The organism is Verrucosispora sp. NA02020 (assembly GCF_013364215.1).
Lineage (GTDB): Bacteria > Actinomycetota > Actinomycetes > Mycobacteriales > Micromonosporaceae > Micromonospora.
Map to the genome: position 1 here is coordinate 5288776 of NZ_CP054923.1, position 21375 is coordinate 5310150.

31 protein-coding genes and 1 pseudogene are annotated in these 21375 nt (G+C 68.7%); 15 read left to right on the forward strand and 17 right to left on the reverse strand.

What is annotated here, in order from left to right; genetic code table 11:
- The first annotated feature begins 47 nt into the window (after nt 1–47).
- The 7 genes from HUT12_RS23220 (at nt 48) to HUT12_RS23250 (ending at nt 5778) form a co-directional block, all read left to right on the forward strand.
- Entirely contained in the window at nt 48–857 is an 810-nt protein-coding gene (locus HUT12_RS23220) for a hypothetical protein (RefSeq protein WP_176094728.1), read from the forward strand.
- 34 nt (nt 858–891) lie between these two features.
- On the forward strand, nt 892–1575 hold the full coding sequence (locus tag HUT12_RS23225) for a hypothetical protein (protein ID WP_254876932.1): 684 nt from the start codon (nt 892–894) through the stop codon (nt 1573–1575).
- A 27-nt stretch (nt 1576–1602) separates the two neighbouring features.
- Nucleotides 1603–3543: an alkaline phosphatase D family protein gene (locus HUT12_RS23230; RefSeq protein ID WP_176094729.1), complete on the forward strand. Its 1941-nt coding sequence runs from the start codon at nt 1603–1605 to the stop codon at nt 3541–3543.
- A gap of 57 nt (nt 3544–3600) precedes the next feature.
- Nucleotides 3601–3873: a hypothetical protein gene (locus HUT12_RS23235; protein WP_176094730.1), complete on the forward strand. Its 273-nt coding sequence runs from the start codon at nt 3601–3603 to the stop codon at nt 3871–3873.
- Nucleotides 3870–4115: a hypothetical protein gene (locus HUT12_RS23240; RefSeq protein WP_176094731.1), complete on the forward strand. Its 246-nt coding sequence runs from the start codon at nt 3870–3872 to the stop codon at nt 4113–4115. Before HUT12_RS23235 ends, HUT12_RS23240 begins: the two co-directional genes overlap by 4 nt.
- Nucleotides 4102–5106, forward strand: a complete 1005-nt coding sequence (locus tag HUT12_RS23245) for a hypothetical protein (RefSeq protein ID WP_176094732.1) — start codon at nt 4102–4104, stop codon at nt 5104–5106. The genes HUT12_RS23240 and HUT12_RS23245 overlap by 14 nt, the downstream gene beginning before the upstream one ends.
- A 330-nt stretch (nt 5107–5436) precedes the next feature.
- Complete coding sequence (locus HUT12_RS23250) at nt 5437–5778, forward strand: hypothetical protein (RefSeq protein ID WP_176094733.1); 342 nt, start codon at nt 5437–5439, stop codon at nt 5776–5778.
- On the opposite strand, the gene HUT12_RS23255 is transcribed toward HUT12_RS23250, so the two are convergent.
- Complete coding sequence (locus tag HUT12_RS23255; RefSeq protein WP_176094734.1) at nt 5775–6056, reverse strand: hypothetical protein; 282 nt, start codon at nt 6054–6056, stop codon at nt 5775–5777. The genes HUT12_RS23250 and HUT12_RS23255 overlap by 4 nt on opposite strands.
- Nucleotides 6057–6082: 26 nt before the next feature.
- Here HUT12_RS23255 and HUT12_RS23260 point away from each other — a divergent pair, with 26 nt between their 5' ends.
- The 3 genes from HUT12_RS23260 to HUT12_RS33240 all read left to right on the forward strand — a co-directional run bounded on the left by HUT12_RS23260 (nt 6083) and on the right by HUT12_RS33240 (nt 7086).
- Nucleotides 6083–6469, forward strand: coding sequence for a hypothetical protein (locus HUT12_RS23260; protein WP_176094735.1), 387 nt, complete (start codon nt 6083–6085; stop codon nt 6467–6469).
- A gap of 90 nt (nt 6470–6559) precedes the next feature.
- Nucleotides 6560–6943, forward strand: a complete 384-nt coding sequence (locus tag HUT12_RS23265) for a hypothetical protein (protein ID WP_176094736.1) — start codon at nt 6560–6562, stop codon at nt 6941–6943.
- Between the two features lie 11 nt (nt 6944–6954).
- Nucleotides 6955–7086, forward strand: a complete 132-nt coding sequence (locus tag HUT12_RS33240; protein WP_303393498.1) for a hypothetical protein — start codon at nt 6955–6957, stop codon at nt 7084–7086.
- A gap of 394 nt (nt 7087–7480) precedes the next feature.
- On the opposite strand, the gene HUT12_RS23270 is transcribed toward HUT12_RS33240, so the two are convergent.
- From HUT12_RS23270 to HUT12_RS23285, 4 genes are all read right to left on the reverse strand, one after another.
- Nucleotides 7481–7630: a hypothetical protein gene (locus HUT12_RS23270; protein ID WP_176094737.1), complete on the reverse strand. Its 150-nt coding sequence runs from the start codon at nt 7628–7630 to the stop codon at nt 7481–7483.
- Nucleotides 7631–7737: 107 nt separating this feature from the next.
- Nucleotides 7738–8211: a hypothetical protein gene (locus HUT12_RS23275; protein ID WP_176094738.1), complete on the reverse strand. Its 474-nt coding sequence runs from the start codon at nt 8209–8211 to the stop codon at nt 7738–7740.
- A gap of 118 nt (nt 8212–8329) precedes the next feature.
- Nucleotides 8330–8530 (reverse strand): DUF397 domain-containing protein, encoded by a 201-nt coding sequence (locus tag HUT12_RS23280; RefSeq protein WP_176094739.1) that lies wholly within the window; start codon nt 8528–8530, stop codon nt 8330–8332.
- 237 nt (nt 8531–8767) lie between these two features.
- On the reverse strand, nt 8768–9025 hold the full coding sequence (locus HUT12_RS23285; protein WP_176094740.1) for a hypothetical protein: 258 nt from the start codon (nt 9023–9025) through the stop codon (nt 8768–8770).
- A 334-nt stretch (nt 9026–9359) separates the two neighbouring features.
- Between HUT12_RS23285 and HUT12_RS33380 the strand changes: the two are divergent.
- From HUT12_RS33380 to HUT12_RS23295, 3 genes and pseudogenes are all read left to right on the forward strand, one after another.
- Nucleotides 9360–9521 (forward strand): annotated as a pseudogene (locus HUT12_RS33380) (multiprotein-bridging factor 1 family protein); the annotation flags it as partial.
- 66 nt (nt 9522–9587) lie between these two features.
- Nucleotides 9588–10559 (forward strand): hypothetical protein, encoded by a 972-nt coding sequence (locus tag HUT12_RS23290; protein ID WP_368660302.1) that lies wholly within the window; start codon nt 9588–9590, stop codon nt 10557–10559.
- Between the two features lie 11 nt (nt 10560–10570).
- Nucleotides 10571–11104: a GNAT family N-acetyltransferase gene (locus HUT12_RS23295; protein WP_176094742.1), complete on the forward strand. Its 534-nt coding sequence runs from the start codon at nt 10571–10573 to the stop codon at nt 11102–11104.
- A gap of 47 nt (nt 11105–11151) precedes the next feature.
- Here HUT12_RS23295 and HUT12_RS23300 read toward each other — a convergent pair whose 3' ends face one another.
- On the reverse strand, nt 11152–11388 hold the full coding sequence (locus HUT12_RS23300) for a hypothetical protein (RefSeq protein ID WP_176094743.1): 237 nt from the start codon (nt 11386–11388) through the stop codon (nt 11152–11154).
- A gap of 110 nt (nt 11389–11498) precedes the next feature.
- On the opposite strand from HUT12_RS23300, the gene HUT12_RS23305 reads away from it, so the two are divergent.
- Nucleotides 11499–11777, forward strand: a complete 279-nt coding sequence (locus tag HUT12_RS23305) for a hypothetical protein (RefSeq protein WP_176094744.1) — start codon at nt 11499–11501, stop codon at nt 11775–11777.
- A gap of 72 nt (nt 11778–11849) precedes the next feature.
- Here HUT12_RS23305 and HUT12_RS23310 read toward each other — a convergent pair whose 3' ends face one another.
- The 11 genes from HUT12_RS23310 to HUT12_RS23355 form a co-directional block, all read right to left on the reverse strand.
- Complete coding sequence (locus HUT12_RS23310; protein ID WP_217706040.1) at nt 11850–12521, reverse strand: NUDIX domain-containing protein; 672 nt, start codon at nt 12519–12521, stop codon at nt 11850–11852.
- A complete protein-coding gene (locus HUT12_RS23315; protein WP_176094745.1) occupies nt 12518–12700 on the reverse strand; it encodes a hypothetical protein in 183 nt (60 codons plus the stop codon). Before HUT12_RS23315 ends, HUT12_RS23310 begins: the two co-directional genes overlap by 4 nt.
- Before the next feature lie 34 nt (nt 12701–12734).
- Entirely contained in the window at nt 12735–13382 is a 648-nt protein-coding gene (locus HUT12_RS23320) for a hypothetical protein (RefSeq protein ID WP_176094746.1), read from the reverse strand.
- A complete protein-coding gene (locus tag HUT12_RS23325; RefSeq protein ID WP_254876933.1) occupies nt 13379–15865 on the reverse strand; it encodes a hypothetical protein in 2487 nt (828 codons plus the stop codon). Before HUT12_RS23325 ends, HUT12_RS23320 begins: the two co-directional genes overlap by 4 nt.
- Nucleotides 15866–15885: 20 nt before the next feature.
- On the reverse strand, nt 15886–16914 hold the full coding sequence (locus HUT12_RS23330) for a hypothetical protein (RefSeq protein ID WP_176094747.1): 1029 nt from the start codon (nt 16912–16914) through the stop codon (nt 15886–15888).
- Nucleotides 16915–16917: 3 nt separating this feature from the next.
- Nucleotides 16918–17310: a hypothetical protein gene (locus HUT12_RS23335; RefSeq protein WP_176094748.1), complete on the reverse strand. Its 393-nt coding sequence runs from the start codon at nt 17308–17310 to the stop codon at nt 16918–16920.
- A gap of 5 nt (nt 17311–17315) precedes the next feature.
- Nucleotides 17316–17765 (reverse strand): hypothetical protein, encoded by a 450-nt coding sequence (locus HUT12_RS23340; RefSeq protein ID WP_254876934.1) that lies wholly within the window; start codon nt 17763–17765, stop codon nt 17316–17318.
- Nucleotides 17766–17964: 199 nt separating this feature from the next.
- Nucleotides 17965–18234: a hypothetical protein gene (locus HUT12_RS23345; RefSeq protein WP_176094749.1), complete on the reverse strand. Its 270-nt coding sequence runs from the start codon at nt 18232–18234 to the stop codon at nt 17965–17967.
- Between the two features lie 31 nt (nt 18235–18265).
- Entirely contained in the window at nt 18266–18607 is a 342-nt protein-coding gene (locus tag HUT12_RS32930) for a hypothetical protein (protein WP_254876935.1), read from the reverse strand.
- Nucleotides 18608–18610: 3 nt separating this feature from the next.
- Nucleotides 18611–18844 carry a hypothetical protein gene (locus tag HUT12_RS32935; RefSeq protein WP_254876936.1) on the reverse strand — a complete coding sequence of 78 codons (234 nt, stop codon included), beginning with the start codon at nt 18842–18844 and terminating at the stop codon, nt 18611–18613.
- Entirely contained in the window at nt 18837–20432 is a 1596-nt protein-coding gene (locus tag HUT12_RS23355; protein WP_176095936.1) for a hypothetical protein, read from the reverse strand. The genes HUT12_RS32935 and HUT12_RS23355 overlap by 8 nt, the downstream gene beginning before the upstream one ends.
- Nucleotides 20433–20546: 114 nt before the next feature.
- Here HUT12_RS23355 and HUT12_RS23360 point away from each other — a divergent pair, with 114 nt between their 5' ends.
- Nucleotides 20547–21311: a GntR family transcriptional regulator gene (locus HUT12_RS23360; RefSeq protein ID WP_176094750.1), complete on the forward strand. Its 765-nt coding sequence runs from the start codon at nt 20547–20549 to the stop codon at nt 21309–21311.
- The last annotated feature ends 64 nt before the right edge of the window (nt 21312–21375 follow it).

Consider the following 21375-nt stretch of genomic DNA (forward strand, 5'->3'; position numbering starts at 1 on the left):
CGCCGTTCGCCGATCCGCTCGTGTACGCCGACAGCACCCTGCGCGGGGTGAAGATCCGGGCCAGCCGGTCGGCGTACATTCGGGGCCTGCGCTGGGAGTCCGGCGGCGACGTCGTGTCGTTGACGTTGGACGCCAACGACACGGCCGGCACCACCCGCAAAGACCTGATCGTGCTGCGGATGTCCCGTAACCCGTGGACCGTCGAACCGGCGATCGTGAAGGGCACAGCGGTCGCCAACCCGACCACCCCACCCCCCACCTACGGCGAGGTCACCTCGACAGGTGTGTGGGAACTGCCGCTGGCTGAGGTGACAGTCACCTACAACGCGACGGTCGTCAACCCGGCGCAGTGTGTGCCGCTGGCGTGGTTTGTGGGCGCCGACGGCCAATACGTGTGCACGCCGACAACCCGCCCTCCGCACGAGCGGGGTCGGCGCATCTTCGAGTACACGACGGGCCGCGAGTACATGTCGACAGGCTCGCAGTGGGTGCTGATCGCCAGCCCACCTTTGGAGACGGTAGCGAACACCACCCTGTCGGGTTGGTCGACGACCACCGATTCGGTGGTGACGGTGTCAGGTCAGACGGTGGATGTGCGGCTGGGCACGTGGACACGTACCGGCAGCAGCATCGCATCGTCTGCCGATGTTCGTCTGCCGTGCACGATTCCGGTCGCTGCCCGGCATCCGTCCCGCGATCGGCGGGTGACGTTGTCGACGACGGGTGGGGCTGCGGTGCGGGCGGTCGTCTATTCGGCGGGTGCCACGAATGCCGGCCAACTGTGGCTGGTCGAGCACCAGGGCGTCAGTAGCGGCCAGACGGTGCGGGGTGCCGACATGTTCTGGACCGTCCCGTGACCGCCCTGTTTCAGCGAATGCGGGAGGGGGCGTAGTGGCCCGGTACAGGTTTGGTGGCGGCGTCGCCGACTGGGGTTTCGGCACTGTCACTGTCGACGGCACAGACCACATCGCCCAGGTGTCCGCCGGGGTGACGGTGACGTTCTGGTCGGACGAGCAGGGCGGCACCCAATACACGGACCTGCTGGATGCTGACAGTCAGGCCACCAACTCGGTGACGTTGGCGGACGGCTCCGGTGTCCGGGCGCGCGGTCAGATCCCGCCGTTTTGGGGCCCGGACGGTATCACCCGCATGTGGGCGCAGGCTGGCTCGAATCCACGCGCCCTGATGGTGACGACGGATGCGGCGGATATTCGCCCGGATCCGGGGACGGTGCTGCCGCCGCTGTCGCTGTCGGGCACGGTGACGACGGGCGTGGGTGTGCACCGCTTGTACAACGACACGGCGGCGGTGTGGCGGCTCGCGGCCGTGCGGGTGTCCGCCGGCACCGGCCCGGCGTCCGGCTCGGTGATCATCGACGTCAACCGGAACGGGACGACCGTCTATCCGACGCAGGCGAACCGGCCGGCGATCGGCACCGGGCAGACCACCTCCGGGAAGAACACTCTCGCCGAGGTGACGGAGATCGGCATCAACGACTACCTGACGGTAGACGTGGACTCCGCCGGAACCGGTGCCGCGAACCTAGTCGTGCAGATCGTCGTTACCACCTCCTAACCCCGATCACACCAGCGAGAGGGGCGGATGGTGCCGACGATTCTGAACACGTTCGCGACCGGCCAGACGCCAGGCACAGCAGTGTCGGCGGCGTCCTCCGGCAACGGCTCGGCGGGCACCCCATTCGATGCGGTGTCGGTCGGTGCGGGCAACACGCTGACGATCGCCCCCGGTGGTGGGGCCAACGTCACCGTCGGCGTGTCAGCAGGTCAGCCCGCATACGTGGAGTGGACGACCGCACTCGTGCCGTCTGGCACATCCGCGACCCTGTACGCGTCGATCGGTTTGGACTTTGCGTCGGCGCCCGCCACCGGGTTGGCGATCCTGCGCGGCATGTCCGGGTCGGCGCAGCGGTGGCGTGTCGAGCTGACGTCGGGGCGGCTGATTCAGGTCCGCAACAAGGACAACAACACGGTCGGCTCGCCGTCGGCGGCGCTCGCTACCAACACTCACCACCGAATCGAGGTGGCGGCGGCCGGGCACGACTCGGCGGGCGCGATCGAGGTCCGCATCTTCGCGGGCAACGGCACCAGCCCGGTCGAAACGTTGGGGCCGTTCACGGCGCAGGTGCTGGGCGGCCCGGTGGCGTCGATCCGCTACATCGTGGGCGCGTCCGCGTCCCCCGGCACGGCGACGACCATGCACATCCGCTATGTGGGTGCGTCGACTACGGCGTGGCTTGGGCCTGCGGTGCCGACGCCGACGGTGGGGCACGTGTGGGTTGGTGCGGTCACGCACGACAGCACGCTGGTGTCGTACGGCACGAGCCATATCGGGTCGGCGCGGCTGGTGGTGTCAACGTCGGAGGCACTGTCGTCACCCGTGTACTCGTCAGCGGTCAGTCCGGACTCGGATGGGTTCGTGAAGTTGACGCGGGGTTCGCTGGCCGTGGACACCCCGTACTACTTCGGTATCGAGGCCGATGGGGTGTTGTTGGAGGCGGGGCGTGGTTCGTTCCGCACCGATCCGACACCGGGCAGCCCGGCTAGCTTCTCGGTCGCGTTCGGCAGTTGCCAGCAGACCAACAGCAACGCCGAGACTTTCAGCAAGATCGCCAACCGGGTGGGGCCGTACGGCAAAGCCCGCCGCATGCTCCACGAAGGCGACCTGCACTACCGCGATTTCGGGGCCGGCACCACCGCCGCCGACGTGGTGGCCCAGTACAAGACGTCACTCAGCACCGCCAACATGATGCAGTTGCTGTCGACGGTCCCTACCGCGTACGTGTGGGACAACCATGACTGGGGCGGCACCGACAGCAACGCGGCTGCCCCCGCCGGCCCGGTGTTGGCCGCCGCATACCGGCAGGTGGTGCCGCACTATCCGCTGGCGACGGCCGGGGCCGTGGCTATCCACCAGTCGTGGGCGATCGGCCGGGTGCGGTTCATCGCGCTCGACACCCGCTCGCAGCGGTCGGACCGCACTCTCACCGAGTCGTCGTCCAAGACGATGCTCGGCAGCGAGCAGAAGGCGTGGTTTCGGGCGCAGCTTCAACAGCCGGAACCGCTCAAAATTGTGATGTCGGGCATCTACTGGCGGCGTGACGCCGTCAACGGCGACCGGTGGGGTAGCTACCAAACCGAGTGGGCGGAAATCCGCGACTGGGTGGCTGCTCAGGGTGCGGCGATCGGCAAAGTACTGGTCGTGTCCGGTGACCGACACGCCCTTTACGCCGATGACGGCACCGGCGGCACTGGTGGTGGCACCTACTGGCCCAACGTCGGCGGCGCCGCATTCGACCAAGGCTCGTCGCAGCCGTACGAGACGTGGACTCACGGCTACTACTACGGCGTCCACCAAGCCAACCTGCGCGCCTACGGGTGGCTGGACATTGAGGATTCGGGGGCGTCCATCACGGTCGCCTACTCCGGCATCACCTCCGCCGACGACGTGGTCCGCGTGTCCATGACCGTTGAGGTTCCTGCCGCCGCAGCCCTTCCTGCCCGCTGGGGCATCCACCTGCGCTGACCTCTGGGGGTGCGTGTGCCGCTGTTCGCAGGATCCACCACCACGCCGCCGCCGCTGGTGCGGGTCGAGTTCGACCAGGCCGTGTATCGACGCGGCAACACGATCCGGTTTCAGGTCGTCGTGGAGGGGGCGCCGTCCGTGACGACACCGGTCGAGTTCGTGGGGTCGGTGACGTTGCCGGGCGGCGAACTGCGCCCGGTCACCGCATCCGTGAATGTGACCGACGGCCCGATCTTCGGGGCGTTCGCTGCCGCCGGCTACGAGGTGACGCAGGACCCGTACGACCCTTCCCGCTACACCGCAACACCCGAGTCTGGGGGGACAGCATGAATGAGGGCATCTGCCACGGGGGTCCGCTCGACGGGCAGACCGTGGTCAGCCGTGGCGACAGTGGCCTGCTGGTGGCCGACAAGCCGTCTGGTCGGGCGTGGCTGTACGACTGGCGTGACGGCGCATTCCACCTGCGGGAGGAACGTCGCCTGGACGAGGTGCGGGCGGTCGACGCGGCCATGGACGGCGGCTGGGATGTGATCGCCCTGCCGGGTGAGGTGGTGTCCGATGGCGACCGCTAACCCGTCCCCCACGCGCATCAGTGCACCGCTGTGGACGCTGTGGCTGCGGTTCGACGCGGCCGAACCGACGGCCCTACTCGGGGGCATTTTCGCCGCGAAGGCCGGCTACCACTCGTACCGGTCGCGGCTGGCTGGCACCGACTACAGCTCGGGCCGGGATGTGGCCGCCGACAAGCAGGGCTCAGCCGAGTTGGCGGCGGCGATCGACCTGACGATGTCGACGGCGGCGATGATCCGCTACACGGGTCGCCTCGACAAGGCAGCTCGCGCGAGGGATCCGCGTCTGTACACGGCTGCCGGCCCGATCATTCGCGAGTTCATCGGCACCCTGGACGGCAAGACCGTCTACTGCTACGTGCTGGTGGGCGGCAGGCCGCTGGGTGTGGGTGCGGATGCTGGCCCGGATCCGGGCCGCGACAAGTCGCACCTGTGGCACCTGCACGTCAGCATCATCCGCCGGTTCGCTGCTGACGCCGCCGCGTTGGACGGGCTGCTGTCGGTGCTGCTGGGCGAGACGTTGGCGGCGTGGCAGAAACGCACCCAGCCTGCCGTCACCCCCACCCCGACGCCTGTTCCTGCCCCTTCTCAGGAGGTTGCTGTGAAGCCGTCTGACGTGTGGTCTGCGGATGTGATTCCGGCGGCGCGCCCGCCGCACAACAACGCCGATTTCCCGACGAACCCGCACTGGCGTGCCTCGTACGCGTTGCAGGCTGCGGTGGAGGCGGCCCGTTCGGCGAACAGCCGCGCCGGGGAAGCGGTCACCGAACTGTTGGCGGTGCGTGCCGGTCAGGCAGCGATCCTGGCGGCGGTGCAGGGCCTGGACACGGCGGCGGTACTGCGTCGGGTGGATGAGATCGCGGCGGAGGAACGGCAGCGGGACGCCACCCTGTTGGAGGCGTTGGAGCGCATCGAGTCCGGTGACCTGACCGCCGACGAGGTGGTGCGCCTGATTGGCGAGCGCCTGACTGCTCTGCCCGCCAAGGGCAACTAACTGAACATCGACAGACGGGGATCGGGATGGCGAACTGGCTCCGAAACCTTGTGATGCTGGTCTGCCTAGGCGCGTGGCTGGGGGTTGTCATCGCCTATCTAGCTCAAGGCAAGCTGCCTGACGCGGCAGTGCTCGGCGTGCCAGCGTTTCTTGTACTCGCGTTGGCGCCACCGAAGCTGCCCGGCGGCCGTGGTGGTCCCGGCCCGACAGCGTCCGCCCCTGTAGAGGAGTCCACCTCGTGAGCTACGGCCTGCAAGTGCTGCTGTCTTTGGCAATCGCTGCCGGCGCTGGGCTGGCGCTTCGCCCTTTTCTGAATCGGAGTGATGACCGATGACGCGTGTGGTGCGCGCGCTGAATTCGGCTCTGGCTGACCTCGCGGTGAAGGTGATCGCGGTGGCGGCTCTGCTGCTGTCGGTGTATGTGGGTGTTCAGCATGTCCAGTTGACGCGTTGTTTGGCGGAGTACAACGACGCGAACAACAGGGTGCAGGTGGCCCGGTATGCGGCGGCTGAGCAGGATCGGGCGGCGCAGGATGAGCTGTTTCGGGCGATTGCCGAGGAGCCTCGCCGGGGGGTGGAGGCGTTGCGGGAGTACAACGAGCGGCGGGCGGAGTCGGATCGGAAGCGGCGGGCGAATCCGTTGCCGGCGCCGCCGTCGCAGCGGTGTGGCTAGTGGGGCTCGCGTTCGCGGATGTCCCACTGGCCGGTGATGTTGTGCTGGTCGTGGTAGAGGCTGTCGATCCAGTCACGTAGGCGCTGCGCTTTGGCGTAGGCGCTGTCCTGGCCGTCGTGCTCGGACCGTTGGGTGGGGGCGCTGGCGGGCACGTTGTGCAGCACGATCCACCCACCGGTGCCGTCCATGCGTTGTTCGATGCGGACGACGGCGGCGGGGATGTCGTCTCCGGGCAGGTACAGCCACGAGTGCTGTCTGACCTGCGGCTGACCTGGCATGACGCGAGCCTAGCCGGGGAGGTGTCGTGCCGACTGTGCACCGGGGAATCACCCGAACCGTCGTCCTCACCCGCCGCTACGCCGTCAAGGTTCCGAGCCTGCGCGGCCACGCTGAGGGCGGGCTGCGGGGGCGGCTGGCGGGCCTCGCCCATGGCCTTCTCGCCAACCAGTCGGAGCGACAGTGGTCCGGTTACGAGCCGTGGGTTGGGCTGGTTGCGCCGGTGCTGTGGTCGTGGCTTGGCGGTGTGGTGCAGGTGTATCCGCGTTGTGAGCCGCTGCCTGTGACTTGCCGGCACGAGTACGTGGGTGATGAGTCTTTGCCGGTGCTGGATCCGGATCCGGGCGATCACAAGGCCGACAACTACGGCCTGCTGGACGGCCGGATTGTGCGCATCGACTACGACCTGCGCTGATGGCAGTTCAGGTTTGCTTGCATTCTCCCGGCCCGGATTCAAGTTTCGGGCCGTTTCCTTACATTCTCAAGATCACCCCTTGGAGGGGTCATGGACTCTGTCATCCTTCCCGAGCTGCCCACCTACCTGTTCGCCCCCACCTTGGCGGGCGTTCTGTCGCTGGCGCTCACTGTCCTGCTGCCCCTCGTGGCGGCTCTGTTCATGCGCCAGTCGTGGTCGGCCGGGCCGAAGGGTCTCGTGCTGCTGGCGCTCGCCGCCGCGAAGGCGTTCCTGGAAGCGTGGCTGGCCGCCACCAACTCGGGTGCCGTGTTCAACGGGGTGGAGGTCGGCTACGCGGTGTTCGTCAACTTCGGCATCGCCGTGGCCATGTACTTCGGCCTGCTGCGGGACACGGGTGTGCAGCGGGCGGCGATCTCGGGCGGTCCGGTCAAGGACCGCACCATCGACGGCGAGTACACCGAACGGACGGCCTGACCGTGCTCGCCGTGCTGCTGCTGATCGCCGCCGTCGTGTTCGCCCTGCTGCGGGCGTTCGGCGTGCCTGCCCGTGCCGATTTCGGTTGGCTCGCGATCGCGTGTGTGATTGCGGCGGTGTGGCTGGTGCCTGCCGTCTCCTGATCTGGCGTTGCCATCCCCAGCGGCGACGCCACCGGGCCGCCTCGTCTCCTGCTCTGCCGCCACAGCGGGCAGGTCGACGGGGCGGCCCACCCTTTTGTTTCCGGCCGTCGATGATCGGCGGTCGCGGGTGTCCAGACGATTCGACCACGGCCTACACGGGCACTGTCACCTTGCGGGTTGCGGATGGACGCTGGTCGTGACGTTCAGGTGAGGGGGATGCGATGAAGGGTGTGATCTGGCGGGACTTTCTTGGCGCTGTCGTGGAGGCTGTCTGCCGTCCGGCACCAGACCGGGATGCGGCGGTGCGGGCGGATCAGGCTCGCGGGGTCCGCCGGCTGGCTACCGAGGTTGTTGCCCGCAGCCGGAGGACTACTGACGGGCGTCGCCGGGCCGCCTAGCTGGCGGTCGCGGTCGGGTGCGGCCAGATGCGGGTGCCCAGCTCCACGTCGGCGCGCAGCCGGTAATGACACGGGTAGAGGGCGTATCCGCACTCGCGGCAGCGGCGGGGCTCGTCATCGGATCGGCCGTGCCGTGCAGCGAGCACCCGCCAATGCTCACGATCCACACCCAGCATGTACCCGCCACCTGCGCTGACGACACCGCCCCCACCCGGCCATGACGGCTGGTGGGGGCGGCTTCGCTGTGTCTAGATCACGAGCATGTCTTCGTCTGCCACGACCTGAACGCGATCTCCACCCGCTGCAAGGCGCTGGCCGTCTTCGTCGCGTTCTCCCCTTCGATACCGCCCAACCCGAGTTGCAGGTTGACGAACGTCACCTCCACGTTGTACTCGGCGACCGCTGACGCCAACTCCTTGGCGGGCTGGCCGTCGTAGCCGGACACGTCGGCGAGGAACGTCTTGCCCCGGTCGATGGCCATCATGATTTGGCCTTCGTTGGCGTCGGCCCACTGGTCGGCGGTGGTGGGCACGAAGATGTCGGTTTTCCACGCCTTGTAGGCGCGTTCGATGTTGGCGCATTCGATTTCGACGGCGGCGGGGCGCGCCGAGCTGGTGGCGGGCGCGGGCGCGGCCTGCTCGTCTGCGTCTCCGCTGCTGCATGAGGTGGTGGCGAGTAGCAGGGCAAGGGTGAGCGCTGCGGCGCGGTGGGGGCGAGGGCGAGTCATGCCCGCCGACCGTACTGGCCGCCTGCCAACTGGCCAGAGGCACGTCGGAATTCTGACGAAGACAGGACCGGCCCCACCCTGATGGTGAGACCGGCCCCGTCGGGTGGCGGTAGAAAGATCAGACCGTGACCAGCTCACCCCTCCGGGCAGCGTCCACGAACGCCACGAAGTCGAGCGGCGCGAACGACAGCACCGGACCCGCCTTGTCCTTCGAGTCCCGCACCCCCACCACCCCGGCCGTGTCGGCGTTGACTTCCACGCAGTTGTCGCAGTTCGGCCCCGACTTCGAGGACTTGAACCACCCGCGCTGCACTCCCATACGTGCTCCTCATTGCTCAGCCCGACCGTGCGGGCAACCCAACTGGGGTGGTCTATCCAGCCGACGGCGGTCCCGAAACCGGCCGCCCCTGCTGTAGCTGGTCGCGCGCCCACGCGTACTGGCTACAGCCCTCACCGGGGCATTCGATGTGGCAGCGGCGGCCCTGGTCGTGGGCGTCCACGGTCATCTGCGCCGAGAATTTGACACTGCCCGGTTCGATTGGCTCATCGAGGCGGCTCACCGCTTGCCCTCCACGTTCTGCCGGATCGCAGCCAACGCCACCGGCGCTTCAAAGCACCACCCTGCGGCGCAGTCCGGGTCGGGCCATGAGCAGGTGTGGCCGCGCACCCACACGGTGCCGCCGATCTCCTGCCGGTAGACGGCGACAGTCCACACGACTACGTCTTGGTCGGTGGATGCTTGGCGGGGGGTGCCCCATTCGCCTGCCCGCAGGCGCAGCCGGGTGCCGTCGGGCACTGTCAGGTCGACGGTCACCGCCGCCCCCATCTGCTGGCGGGGGTCTGGTTGCGGGGTGTGGTGCAAGGGGGCAGTGTCGCCCACCGCTGATTTCGGCTCATCGCAGCCCCCTCGTGTTTGGGGTGGTGGCCGGGGGCTGGTGCCACCCCCGGCCACCGTGTGGCGGGTCCGTTCCGGCGGCAGCCCGCGACCCCCCGTCTACGAGCCACCGCGACATCCCCGTGTCAGGCAAGTTGCACATGTCCCGACAGGTTGAGCATCGCCGATAGGATTGCGTTTAGGCAGGTGTGGAGCGTGGCGCCACACCGCAGGCCACACGCTGGGGGGGGGCGAGATGGGCAGTTTTGGGTCCATGCTGAGGCGGCACCGTGAAGCCGCCGGGCTTGGACTGCGCGGACTCGCCACAGCCGTCAACGTGGACCACTCCTATTTGGGCCGCGTTGAGCGGGGCGAATGCCGCCCGTCGGAGACGATCGCCCGCCGTTGCGACGTCGCATTGGGCGCTGCCGGGGTGCTGGTGGACGCGTACCGCAGTGAGCAGGCAGGCCCGGACATGCGCAGACGAACCCTGCTGGGCGCGATGGGTGCGCTCGCTGTCGCCCCCGTCGCCCCACTGGTCGGGTTGGAGGCGCTACGCCACAGCCTGGATGCGGCAGGCAGGGTGCAGGTTGACGAGTGGCAGCGCATCGTCGCCGACTACGGGCGAGACTTCTACGTGATGCCGGCCGTCGACCTGGCTGAGCAGCTACGGGCCGACCTGATGGTCCTGTCCCACCAGATCGCGGCCTCACCCGCAGACCGGGAGTTGATGCGGGCCGCCGCACACCTGTCAGCGATCATGGCCATGGGGTTGTCGGCTGCCGGCCAGCATGGGATGGCGCGCCGCTGGTGGCGTACCGCGCGGGCGCATGCGGACGAGTCGCGTGATGCGGACTGCCGGGTGTGGGTGCGGGATTGGGAGACCGTCAACGGCACCTACGAGCGGCGGCCCATCTCGGAGATCCTGTCGCGGGCCGATGAGGCGATCACGATTGCGGGTCGCCGCGTGTCGGTCGGGCATGTGGGGGTGCTGTCGGGTCGGGCGCAGGCACTCGCGGTCGCCGGCAGGGCGGTGGAGGCGCGGGCTGCTCTCGTCGCGACGGCGTCGATGACGGACCGGATGCCGGCCGAGGTGGTGGCCGACGCCGATTCGATGTTCGGGTGGCCGGAGGTCCGCCTGCGGCACACCGAGTCGTTCGTGTACACGCACATCGGCGACGTCGACCAGGCGATGGTGGCGCAGGATCGGGCCCTGGCCCTGTACCCGGCCGAGCTGGGCAGGGAGCGGGCGCAGATGCAGATGCACCGCGCCTCCTGCCTCATCCAGGACGGGCATGTGGGTGACGGGCTCCGCTACGCGGCCGACGTGCTGGATGGGCTGCCGGCGCACGACCACACGGCCCTGCTGTATCAGGTCGCCCAGTCGGTGGTGGCGGTCGTGCCGGAGCGGGAGCGGCGCCGCGTCGAGGTCGCTGACCTGCGTGACCGGCTTGTTGCCCTACCTGCCGGTTAGGCTCCCCGACCATGGCCGAACTCTTGTGGACGCTCGACGACGCCGACACTGCTGCCCCGCACACCGACCAGATCCGTGACCTGTACGCGACCGTGTACGCGGAGCCCCCGTACTGCGAGGGGCCGGAGCACGTCCGCCAGTTCGGGCGCTGGTGGAGGGACCATCTGCGTCAGCCCGGCTTTGCGCTCGCCACCGCCCGCGATGGGGGCCAGATCGTGGGTGCCGTGTACGGGTACACGATGCCGTCTGGTGAGTGGATGGAGCCGGACGCGGACGAGCCGTCGGCCGAGCTGCGTGACGCCGTGAAGGTGTTCATCGTGGAGTGGATGGTGCTGTCCGCCTACCGCAGCCGGGGTGTGGGCCGGAATCTGCTTCGCATGCTGCTGGATCCGCGCCGGGAGCCGTGGGCGGTGCTGGCGGCGAATCCTGCCGCGCCTGCCCGCAGGCTGTATGAGCGGTTGGGGTTCGAGCAGCACGGACAGATCCGGCCGCGCATGATCCCGGACATGGATGTGCTGGTGTTGCGGCTACGCCAGGACAGGTAAGCGCGTTCCCATGTTCGCGGTGGGGCCGAGGCCCCCGCCCCGGTGGCTCAGTAGTAGTCGTCGCCCCACGCCTGCTCGGCGGCCTTGCGGCAGTGCGAGTGGGCGGCTTCGCCGTTCTCGTTGCAGACCATGTGGGCGGTTCCGTCGGTGATGGTGTTGGTGCAGCCGGCGCAGGTGCCGATGTTGGTGCAGTCGGGGCAGGTGGGTTGGTCGCGGTGCGCCTCGGTGGAGCAGTAGCGGGTGCTGGCGGTCCAGGTGTAGTTGGCGGTGGCGGTGGCGGTCATTTGGTTTTCCCCTTTCGTCCTGCCCTGTACCTAAATTCTAGTGGGTCCCCACTATGAATCACAAGGGGTCCCCACTAGAAAAATGAGCGGGGACCCACTAACTTGGGCGTGTGACCGAACCCATCCCCCCAGCCATCGCCAACCTCACCCACGCACTAGCCCAAGCCGGCGACGACGAAGCCGCCCAGTTCAACGCCCTCACCGAAGCCCTCAAAGCCGTCCCCGACCTGCAACGCAACCTCGCAGCACAACGAGCCACCGTCGTTCAGAACGCCAAGCAAGGCCGCACCTGGGAGGCGGTCGGGGAACTCTTCGGCATCCACTACGCCCGCGCCTCCCAGATCGCCCGAGGCGTCTCCGGCGGCACCAAGCAGCGCACCACCGGCTAGGAACGCGCTTACCTGTCCTCGCGTAGCAGAACGCCCCCGGCGACCTCAGTCCACCGGGGGCGTCACCACCACCTACAGCCGAGATGCAGCCGCCCGCAGCAGCGGCACATGCGCGGTGTACAAGCCGTCACCGGCGGCACGCACCGCCACGTCCACGCCATCCACGCTTGGGAACGGCCACCAGCGGGCGTCGAGCGCATCCGAGCCCGCCACCGCCGTCACCTCGGCGGGCAGCCGGTACAGGGCGGCCGTCGAGCAAATCCACGCCTCATCGCTGTTGCGCGGGTCGTACACGTACCCCGACCACACCACCTCCGACGGCAACCCGGACAGGTCGACGCCGGTTTCCTCCCGCAGCTCCCGCACCAGGGCTTGCGGTGCCGTCTCGCCGGGGTCGACCATGCCGCCGGGGATCGCCCACAGCCCACAGTCGCCGCGCCGAATCAGCAACACCACACGGCCGGCGGGGCTGTCGGCGACCACGATGGGGTCGGCTGCCGGATTCTCACCCCACCTGCCGAGGTCGCGGCCGACACGTCCGGTCCGCTGCACCGGGTTGACGGGACGCCCGCCGTACACGTCGAACGGCACGATCGCCTCACCTTGGCGGCGCATCCAGTCGCGGATGGTCGCCGGGTCGCAGGTCACATCGTGCACCCACCCGTCGCGGGCAGTCTGAGCGATGCGGTCGACGCGCAACTCGGGCGGGGTGATGTCGACAGGCTCGTACACGAAACCGGTCACAGGGTCAGCCCTCCCCTGATCTCCTTCTCCTGCCGACCCACACGGGCGCCCTCCGAGCGCACGTTGACGGTGTCGACAGGGCCGGGGGTGGGCTGCTCGGGGCGTGCATTGCGGCGGCCGAGGATCTGACCGGCCTGGACGGTCACGTGGTCGGTGCCGTCGGCAACGTTCTCGGGCATGGTGGTGCTCCTTCCGATAGGGATTGCAGGGGGTTCAGCGGCGCGAGCGGCGACGCTTGGGGCTGGGCAGCAGTAGGCCGACCAGAACGCTGGCGGATCCGGCGCCGTAGGCGGCACCGTCAATCCAGGTGGCGACCGGACCGGATGCGGCTTGGCGTCCGATCACGCACGCGACAACCAGCCACGCCACGACCCACAACGTGGCCTTAATCTGCTCGGGGCTCCCGGCCCACTGCGGCACGTCCTTGGCAGCCTTCGTGGACGTGGCGGCGGTGCGCACCCTCCCGGCGCCGCGTGGGCGAGGTACCCGCACCGACTGGGCTGGCGCCACCCACTGCGGGTCGCGTGCATTACGCTGCCGCTGCGCCACCGGCGGAATGATCCTGTCCGGGTTGCCTCGGTTCCATTCGACGTTGTACAGAGGCTTCTCCGCCTCAACCGTCGCCTTCTCCGCCGCCAACACCGCCGCCTTGCCCGCGTACACGGTGTCGTCGACTTCCCACGCGAGGATCGTGTCCGCCCACGGCTGCTGGTAGATGTGTTCCATCAGCCGCTGGAACGGCAGTCGGGCCGTCTCCCCCACGTAGCCAAGGACCCGCTCACCGGTTTCGGGGTGGCGCACCCAAAACCGGTAGAGGGCGCAGTCCCGCTGGTCGACGCGGGGTGGCTGTACGGCGGTCACTGGGCGGCCTCGGCCGTGTCGAACAGCGACTGCGCACCCTTGCCGGGCACCTCGTACAGGCCGTTCTTGACGCGCCGCAGCTTACCGTCCGCCACCAGGTCGGTGAGTGCCTTGTCGCGGGTGCCGGGCGCCATCTGCTCCCCCATGCTGCCGAGCTGTGCGATCAGCGCATCCTTGGTGACCAGACCGCGTCCGTCGGCGGCGTCGCGGGCAGCGTCGAGCACCACGTCACGCGACACCCGGCCGTTGCCGTTCATCGGCGGGGCGGGCTGCTGCGGTGGGCGCAGATGCGCCGGGGTGGCCTGCGTGACAGCGGCAGCCTCCAACAGTTCGAGTGCCTTCCCGCCAGCCAGCAAATCGGCATCCGACCGTCCAGCAGCCAGCAGCAGCCGAGCACGCTCCTTACGGTCACCCCACAGCGGCCCCGACTCCTGCTGCGCCTCCTTGCCGAACACACCCGGCGTCAACGTCGACTCGCCGTTGGCGTCCACCAGCCACACCGCCATGTCATCGCCGGTGTAGTCGGCCCGCCCATACACGTCACGGCCGTTGATGCCCTGCATGTACATCAGGCCCGCCGTCGTCTCCCCCGCCGCGCAGGTGTGCTTACCCCACACATCCGGCAGTTCGGTGGGGTCAATGGGGCAGTCCCCGTCGACCGCCGACCGGCCGGCAACATCCGTCATCGCCCGGAAGATGATCGTCTGACCGGCCTTCAACTGCTCCTTGATGTACGTGGACCCGCCCAGGTTGTAGGCGGCCGGGATCTGGGTGATGAGCCGCATCTTGATGCCGCACTTACGGCCCATACCGACGAGCTTCTCCACCATCTCCAAGATGGTTGGGTCGTCAATGAACGACTGCACCTCATCGAGGGTGATCACGAGTAGCGGCATGTCCTTGCTGGGCCGCCACGTTTTGATGTCCTTCGCCGACAGTTCGTCGTTGCGCCGGTACATCTCCTTCAACGCGGCCAGCAACATGAGGGTGATCTCGGTCTTGTCGCGGGCGAACCAGTCGACGGCCTTCTTCAACGACCCGTAAGACTGTCCGCCCTGCGGGTCACCCACCCAGTCGAGCACCAGCCCGTTGGAGTGCAGCGACGCGAGCAGCAGTTGCGCGACCACCTCCGACTTGCCGGATCCGGTGCAGCCGGAAATCAGGTCGTGGGCGGCGCCCTGCTTCGTCCACCACTGGTAGATGATGTCGGTGCCGTCGTCGTAGCGGCCGACACGGGACCGGCCGTTCTTCCAATCGTTGGCGACCTTCGCGCCGGGCCACAGTTTCGTCTCCGCCAGCGGATTGTCGGGCTGCACCCGCAGCAGACCAACCGACAGGTCCGACGGATCCGCGCTGAACGACACGTCGGCGTACGTGCACTTGTAGGCGGCGGCGATGCGGCCGAGCAGGTTGGGTCGCTGCTCCCGCATGTTGATGGATCCGTCGACCTTCGCCACAACCTTCGCTTTCCAGTTGGGCAGGCGGGTGCGGATGGTGGCGCCGACGTCGCAGGCGGGTAGCTGCTCGTAGTCGACGAGTTCGGTGCCGGCGAGGGGTCCGCCGTTGCAGCCGATGAGCATGGCCCAGGTGGTGACGGCGCGGGTGCGTACCGGGTCGGGTGCCTCCACGGGCGGGGCCGCTTCGGCTACGGCGGTGGCGTCGACCTTCGGCAGGTCGGAAATCATGCGCCGCTGCTCACATTTGCTCCACCACGGCTTCACACCGACAGCCCAGCGCACCACCCCGGCGGCGGCGACAATCCGGCCCGCCCACGTGTTCAGGTCGGTGGCAGTCAGCGCGGCAGCCCACAGTCCCGTCTCGGCGGCGACAGCGGCGGCACGGCGCGCGTCACGGCGGATCTTGCGGATGCGGCGGCCGGTGCGCTGACCCTTCTCGATGCGGTTGTCTTTGATGGCGTCGCGGGTGAGGTTCCGCTTCGTCAGGTGGTAGGTGAGTCCGGCTGCGGGCAGCGCCGCCAAGCCCAACTCGAATGCGGGTACGCCGGCAAGTCCGGCGAGCGTTTCGGCGCCGAGTGCGGCGGCGGGCAGGGCGAGCGTCTTCGCGGTGTCGCCGTACATGCGGCGCGTCTCCCGCAGCACTGCACCCATCCGGTTGGGCTGCTTCGGCGGCACCAACTGCTCGCCGTGGGCGCGGCAGTGCACCGCCGGGTCGCCGGGCAGCAGCCACTCGTATTCGCCGCAGCGTTCTTTGCCGCCGCCGTTGACGTTGCGCATGCGGGGGCACTGGTGGCGCAGGTGGTCGGTGCGCTGGTTGTCGCCGTCTACGGGCACGTCGTAGGGCATGCGCTTGCGGCGGTCGCCGTCTTGGGGGTCGATGTGCCAGTTCTGCATCTTGGCTGCCCCCACCGGGACCGGCGTGGGGGCGAGCTTGGTTCGGGTGTGCCCGTCGGGGTTCGGCGGGGTGTGCCGGGTGCGGGCGTCGCTGTTGGGCAGCGGCGCCGGCCGGTGCGTCGTCGTTGCCATGGTCTGTCTCCGTCCGTGGGCTAGCTGTTGACTCGGTCGAAGGCGCGGGCCACGTTGCCGAGCAGCGGTGCCACCTCGGCCGTGCAGGCGCGGGCGTTCGCGACCGCCGCCGCCATGGCCTCCGCCGACGCCGCCGTGTTCGCCACCACGTGCGAGTGGCCTGACATCTGCACGACACCCAACGTCTGCTCACCCAGCGACTGGATTCGGCCGCGCAGCCGGTTGAGGGTGGCCACGTACTCGGCGGTGGCCTGCTCGGCGGCGGCGGCGATGGCGCGCGCTTCGGCGGCACCGGACACGACACCGGTGACGGCGGTCTGGGTGGTTGCTACTGCGGTCATGGTTCCTCCTGCGGTGATCGCCGCAATGGGTGCGGCGGGGCTGGTGCTGGTGTTGTCGGGTCGGATGGGGTGGCCGACGGTGGCGTCCACCCGGATTGGGTCGCGGTTCTCCGGCTCAGCGGCCGGTTCGGGCTGGCCGGGGTTGGTGTAGTAGTCGTCGTCGTGGACGGTGGTGGACTCGTACCGCCCACCACCGCCGGGGGCGGGGTCTGCGCCTTCCGGGGTTGGCGGGGAGGTCTCGGTGGGCTCCGGGTCGGCTGGCGCGTCACCGTCGGGCGTCTCCGGCTTCTGCGGCTCGGCAGGGTCAGCGGCTGGCGGATCGGCCGGCGGGGCCACTCTCCAGCCCTGCACCTTGCGGGCCGCCACCTCATCCAGACGCCGATCCAAGCGCTCACGCCACGACGCCGCATCCTGCTCGGCCTCATCGGCGAGCCGGTCAGCCCGTTCCACCCGGTGACGGCGGTCCCGGTCAGTCCAGTAGTCCCGCCACATGTTCGACAGATGCCGCCGCAGCGGGCCGCCCTGCTCGGCCGGGGCCACACCCGCGTCGGTGAGCTTCTGCCGCAGCGCCTTCGCGGCCTCCGACTCCTCGCCCCGACGGGAAGCCTGCCACTCGTGTAGCAGGCCACCAGACCAGTCGGGGTTCCGCTGCAACATCCCGTAGATCGCCAGGATGGTGACAGCGAGAGAGATCGGATCGAAGCCCACCGGTCACATCCCCAGGAAGGCGCGCAGCCCGGTGATGATCCCGTCGAACGGCGTCAGCACCGCGTCGTACAGGCTGCCGAGACCGCCGTTGGTGATCCGCATCAGCGTCGGCGCCAACACGATGAGGATGAACGCCGGCCAGTCGGGACGCCGGTCGGCGATGTCCACGATGATGAACATCAGGGCCGCGAGGGAGGCGATGGCAGCACCACCGGCGGAGATGCCGGCGGCGTTGCCGAACTCCGACGACAGGCCGACACCGCCGAGTAGGGCGGCACCCCACGCGACCCACGCGAACACGCGCGCCACCTTGGCGTTCTTGAGCCGCTTGGAGATCAGGTACTGGGCGGAGAGCGCGATGATGACCAGGCCGAAGCCGATACCCACGTTGAACATGACGGTCACCCCTTTCCGAGGGCGAAGGTGGCGGCGAACGCCGCGAACACGAGGTAGAACAGCCACCGCCGCACCGGACGGGCGGTGAGGTAACGCAGCGGCCCCTGCAAGAAGGTGGGGGCCACCAGCAGCAGGGCGACCATCAGGTACCGGTCGGTGTGGTTGGAGATCAGCCACGCAAGGCGTAGACCCTCCGACCGGGCGGGGATCCGGCGCACATCCACGGCGGTGGTGCGCCACATGGCGGCCAGCGACAGGGGTCGGTCAGTCCACAGCCACCACCGGCGGAAGCCCTTCCGAATGCTCGCGGCGATGAATCCGGGCCGGATCTTGCCAACACTCAGGGTGACCGGTACCCTCGCGCGTGCGCGCGCAGACACAGGCGGGCTGTCCAGCACCGGCACCCTGCCGTTTCGAGGGGATCGAATTTCACTCGGCGTAGCGGTCGCGGTCATCGGCTGGGCTCCTCTCGCATGTTGTGAACCAAGGTCAGAACGGCTTCCGTGGCATCGTCGAGACGCCCCATCCGCCACGCTTCGGCAACCAGCCACCCGCACGCACTCCACAGCCGCTGCCGGGGAGTTGCCGCCTCGTTGACGCGGGTTTCGTGCCAGTGCCGGCGACGCTGCGCCGACTTCTCAGCTCGGGTGGCCATCAGATGTCCTGCTCAGCGGGCATCGCCCACCGCCACAGCACAGGGCCACGGCCTTTGCCGTCGGAGTCGATGTCGCGTACTTCCAGGTGGAATTCGTGGGCGGTGTTGCGGCGGGATCCGGACCTGAGAACGGCTCCGAGAAGGTGCCGGTTGAGGGTGTCGCCGGTTTTGTCGCCGTCTTCCAGGTCGATGGCGGTGAGGAACGGGTTGATGTCCCGCACCGGCCTGCCGTTGTGGAAGACGTTGATCTCGTAGATTTTCGATGCCATCGAATCCTCGAATTTCGTGCGTTTATGCAGGTCAGGGGCTGGTCGGCAGGTCGCCGTGGTGGGGCTCGTCGGTTTCGGCGTACACCCACTTGCGGCCCTCGCGGGCCACCTCGGCGAGCAGGTAGGCGAGGAGTCCGGCGAGCGCACCGGCGGCTGCGGCGAGGGCGTAGGAGATGTGGATGAGGGTGTTGGTGGCGATGCCTCCGGCGCCGGCTGCTGCGGTGAACGCGAGGGCGAGGCCGACGTACTCGGTGGCGATCTGCCGCCAATCGCGGTGCTTGACGATCTTCGAGTGGTCGATGGTCTCGCCGGTGGTGGGGATGGCGACGGCGGCGGGTCGGATGGTGGTGGCGGGCAGAGTGTCAGTGGTCATCGGTCAGTCCTCCTCGGAGTGACGGTCGTGGGCGATGAGGTGACGGATACCGCGCATGACGGCGGCAGCGTCACGGGTGACGGTGCGGGCGGTGTGACGGCGCACCCGGCGCAGCGTCAGCCCGCCAGTGAGGACGGCGTCAGCGTCGACACCGTCAGCCGTCAGGTGGTGGTGGGTGACGGCGGGGTGACGGTCCCAGCGGGCCGGGATGACGGGCCACATGTCGGCGTCAGTCACGGCCGTCACCACCGTCAGCCAGCTCGGCCGTCACCCGGTCGTGGGCGTCACGCAGGATCTGCTCGGCGTCATCCAGCGCCAGTTCGCCATGCCACTGCTTGGCCTTGGCGCGACCCAGCCCTTCCCCCCGGATGCCGACCACACGGGCCATCAGGCTTCCCTTCGGCTCCACGCCGAGGGCAAGGCAGGTCAGGAAGTATTCGCGCATCCCGGACGTCTTGTTGCCGGTGTCTGCGGCCACGGTGCGGGCCCGCTCGGCGGCGTACTCCTCGATCTGCTCGACGGTCCAGGTCTGCACTTGGGCGTCGATGAGGTGGCGGGCGAGGGGCTGCACTTTGCCGTTGGTGACGGTGACGGCGCGGGTGACGGCAGTGCCAGGGGCGGTGACGGTGGGGGTGTCAGCGACGGCGGCGCTGCTGTCGGGTGTCACGGGGATGGTGACGGTGGGGCGGGGTGACGGCTGACGGGTGGGGGTGGCGGCCGGGAGGGGCGTCACCTTCGGGGCGTCAGTGTCGGTGACGGGGTGGCGGGTGGCGGTTGCGCCAGTGTCAGAGGTGACGTCCACGTCGATGATGTGACGGCGGCGGTCGGCGTCACCCGTCGGCATGTGCGTCACCTCCGCCCAGGCGTCACCGGTGACGGCGTCAGGCTTCGTGGCTGACACGATGCCGCGCACCACGGCCAGGCGGCGCAGCAGCATCGCGCGCACCTGCGGGTCCTCAGCCAAGTTGATGTACTTGCAGGCGGCCTGCGTGCGGCGGGTGACTCGGCGGCCGAGGTAGGTGATGTAGGCGCGCTTCATGCGGCCCGGGTTCGTGTCGGCGGTGACGGCGTGGAACTGGTCGAGGAGACGCGACAGGCGGTCGATGCGCCGCTGCGTGGCAACCTCGGTGACGGCGATGGATGCTGGCTCGGCGAGGCCCAGCAGTACGGCCACCTTGCGAACCTTGTCGGTCCACTTCTCCAAGGGCGGCCACCGGTCGGGGTTGCGGAAGCGCAGGATGTCCCGCTCCTCACGCAGTTCCTCGATGAGCATGTGGGCGGCGACGGCGGCGGCGAACAGGCGTAGGAGCCGCTCGTCGAGGGTTTGGACGTGGACGGCAGCGAGGGTGGCGGTTGCGGCGGCCAGCCCGAGAACGGTCCAGGGTCCGTTGCCGAGGTTGCCGTGCCGGTACAGGTAGCGGCGGGTGCGGCGGAACGCGGCGATGATCTGCATTTCGATGAACGAGAACAGGACGACGCGGAACGTCCAGTGGATGCGGATGACTTCGGCGAAGAACACCCACATGCCTTGGGCGACGACGGCGGTGGCGACGAGGGCGGTGACGCGGGTGATGGCCCGGTCGAGTGGGGTGATGTCTTCGGTGCTGTCGGGCGTGTTGTCGGTGTTGCGCTTGCGCCGCCGGACGAGGTTGGCGATGACGAGGATGGCGAGGATTCCGCCGAGGACGGTCATGACGTTGTCGGTGTTGGTGATCCAGTCGCCGGTGTGGTCAAGCCAGCCGCGTGTGTCCGCCGCCGGGGTGTAGGGCACGGACGACACCGGCACTCCCGGCTCGCGGATACGGAATGGGCTCAGATCACTCATCACGTTCGACACCGTACACTCCGCCTAGTCACTCTGTCTAGACAAGGAATGTGAGTCTGTGATGTCCTTACAGGCGATGCAGACAGGACAAGATCGGCCGTTAGGGTGACCTGCATGGAGACCGACGACCGCCCCCGCTACGCCCAGATCGCAGACGAACTCGGGCGGCGCATCGACGCGGGCATAATCGGCGTCGGTCTCCCGTTCCCGTCCGACGCCCAACTACAGGAAGAGTTCAGCGTCGCCCGCAACACAGTCCGGCAAGCCCTGGATGTGCTGCGTGCCCAGGGCCGCATTCACACGGTCAAAGGCCGAGGATCCTACGTTCGCCCCCGAGTTCCTGCCCGGCGTGTCGCCGCGTCCCGGTACAAGGCGGACGTGTCTTCCACCCCGGATCGTCCGCAGACGGCGGTGACCCACGACTACGGCATCCCGTTTTCGCAGCACAACCCTGATGTGGTGATCGCCCGCGAGTCGGCGTCACCGGAGGTCGCCGAACTGTTCCAGGTGGAGGCGGGCACGCCGCTGGTGCGCCGCGATCTGGTGTTCCGGCTAGAAGGCTGGCCTACCCACATGTCGACGTCGTTCTACCTCGCCGAAATGGTGGATGGCACGTGGGTTGCCGGACCAGGGTCGGAGCCGGCGCCGGGCGGCGCGATCGGGCATTTGGCGTCGCTGGGGGTGCGGGTGACTCGGGTGTTGGAGACGGTGGAGTCGCGGATGCCGTCGCCTCGGGAGGCTGAGGTGTTGCGCATGTCGGCGGGCCCCGTTTTGGCGATCACTCGGCGAATGCTGGCCGACGGTCGGGTGGTGGAGGTTGCGCGGGAGATCGTGTATCCGGGTGATGGGGTGCGGTTGGAGTACGAGGTGGATTTGTAGCGGCATAGGTTGGTGTTGCCAGCTCGCCGGGAGGCGGGTTCCCGGTCGCGGTTGCGGCGCGAGG